The organism is Methylorubrum podarium (assembly GCF_022179745.1).
GTDB lineage: Bacteria > Pseudomonadota > Alphaproteobacteria > Rhizobiales > Beijerinckiaceae > Methylobacterium > Methylobacterium podarium.
In genome coordinates this window covers 1-1382 of record NZ_BPRD01000491.1, presented here as the reverse complement: position 1 = coordinate 1382, position 1382 = coordinate 1, and the positions used below count along the sequence as shown (strand labels likewise).

The window sequence follows — 1382 nt, the reverse complement described above, 5'->3', positions numbered from 1 at the left end:
GGCGGGTGTGGTCGGCGCCGCGGGAACGCTCATCTGCCTGATGCCCCGCCTCGACTCGTTCTTCGAATGGTGACGCCCTCGGAGGGTTGAGAGGTTTGATTGCCGTTTTCCGGGGGCAAGCATCACGCCCCGTTGAGAATGCTGCGGCAATTGCCGAGTTCGGGACGGACAGGTGCCGTGTTCCGTAAGGGCCGCTATTCGGCGTGAACTGGGAACGCAGCGAGAATCGGATCCCGCCGATCCCAGAAGGCCCGGACATCACGCCATGAAAAACCCAGCCCTCAGCCTCTGGCTCTCATCTGTCAACTGGTGGATGAGCCATGCGACGAATGCCGTCCGTCTGCAGCAGCGTGCGACCCTGAAAGAGATGCTGAAGCCGGCAGCGAGCGGCACGCGCAAGCCGAGGCGAAAGCGCATCACGGCGAAGCGCAGGACGGCCTAAAACGCGCGACAACGCTTGGGCCGTCGGACCGAGCTTTCAGTGCGTCTGCAGGAAGATGACAAGCAAAAGCCTGCCAATCAGCCGCTCGATCACAAGACGTATGTGACTGAATAGTTCTGAGGCGCAGACGCTCTTCAGAAAGATGGTGCCCAGGGGCGGAATCGAACCACCGACACTGCGATTTTCAGTCGCATGCTCTACCAACTGAGCTACCTGGGCAACCGCCGTGACGCGCTGCGTCGTCGGCTGGCGGGGGTATAGTGAAGGGTTTCGGGCCTGTCCAGCCTCCCTGCGGCCAGAGGCGAAGCTTTTTTGCCGGACACCGGCCTGCGCGTCAGCGGGAATCGTCCCCGTCGTCCGATCGGGGCGGACGGGGCATCTCGTCGTCCTCCGGACCGGGGATGACGTAGCGCTCCCCGAGCCAGCGACCGAGATCGATATCGGCGCAGCGCGGCGAGCAGAACGGTTTGGTCTCGGGCTGGGCCGGCTTGCCGCAGATCGGGCAGGGCGCGACGCCCTTGTGCATCGCGTTCGTCACGACGCGGCCCCCCAGGCGCCGCGCACGGGAAAGCCCTCGCCCTCCAGCAGGCTCATCGTCTCGTAGAGCGGCAGTCCGACCACCGCGCTGTGCGAGCCGACGAGCTTCACGACGAAGGCTGCGGCCAAACCCTGGATCGCGTAGCCGCCGGCCTTCCCGCGCCACTCGCCGGAGGCGAGATAGCCCTCGATCTCGCGATTCGACAGACGCTTGAAGCGCACCCGGGTCTCGACCATGCGCTCGCGGCGGCGGTCCTTGGCGGAGAGGATGCAGACGGCGGTGTAGACGCGGTGCGTCCGCCCCGAGAGCAGCCGCAGGCAGTCGGCCGCCTCGTCGAGCAGCTCGGCCTTGGGCAGCACGCGGCGTCCGACGGCCACCACGGTATCGGCGGAGACGAGATAG

At 66.0% G+C, this 1382-nt stretch carries 3 protein-coding genes and 1 tRNA gene; 1 reads left to right on the top strand and 3 read right to left on the bottom strand.

Annotated features, from left to right (window positions below; translation table 11 throughout):
* The first annotated feature begins 265 nt into the window (after positions 1 to 265).
* Positions 266 to 442, top strand: coding sequence for a hypothetical protein (locus tag MFF42_RS21680; RefSeq protein ID WP_238257659.1), 177 nt, complete (start codon positions 266 to 268; stop codon positions 440 to 442).
* Between the two features lie 143 nt (positions 443 to 585).
* On the opposite strand, the gene MFF42_RS21675 is transcribed toward MFF42_RS21680, so the two are convergent.
* The 3 genes from MFF42_RS21675 to MFF42_RS21665 all read right to left on the bottom strand — a co-directional run.
* Positions 586 to 661: transfer RNA gene (locus MFF42_RS21675), tRNA-Phe, on the bottom strand.
* A gap of 115 nt (positions 662 to 776) precedes the next feature.
* Complete coding sequence (locus MFF42_RS21670; protein ID WP_238257661.1) at positions 777 to 968, bottom strand: DNA gyrase inhibitor YacG; 192 nt, start codon at positions 966 to 968, stop codon at positions 777 to 779.
* Positions 969 to 976: 8 nt separating this feature from the next.
* Positions 977 to 1382 (bottom strand): Maf family protein (locus MFF42_RS21665; protein ID WP_238257657.1); only part of this gene is annotated, 406 nt, incomplete at its 5' end.

Bases quoted from the DNA above. Each gene is read 5' to 3' on its own strand.
- MFF42_RS21680 (WP_238257659.1), top strand. From the start codon at position 266: ATGAAAAACCCAGCCCTCAGCCTCTGGCTCTCATCTGTCAACTGGTGG.
- MFF42_RS21670 (WP_238257661.1), bottom strand. From the start codon at position 968: ATGCACAAGGGCGTCGCGCCCTGCCCGATCTGCGGCAAGCCGGCCCAG.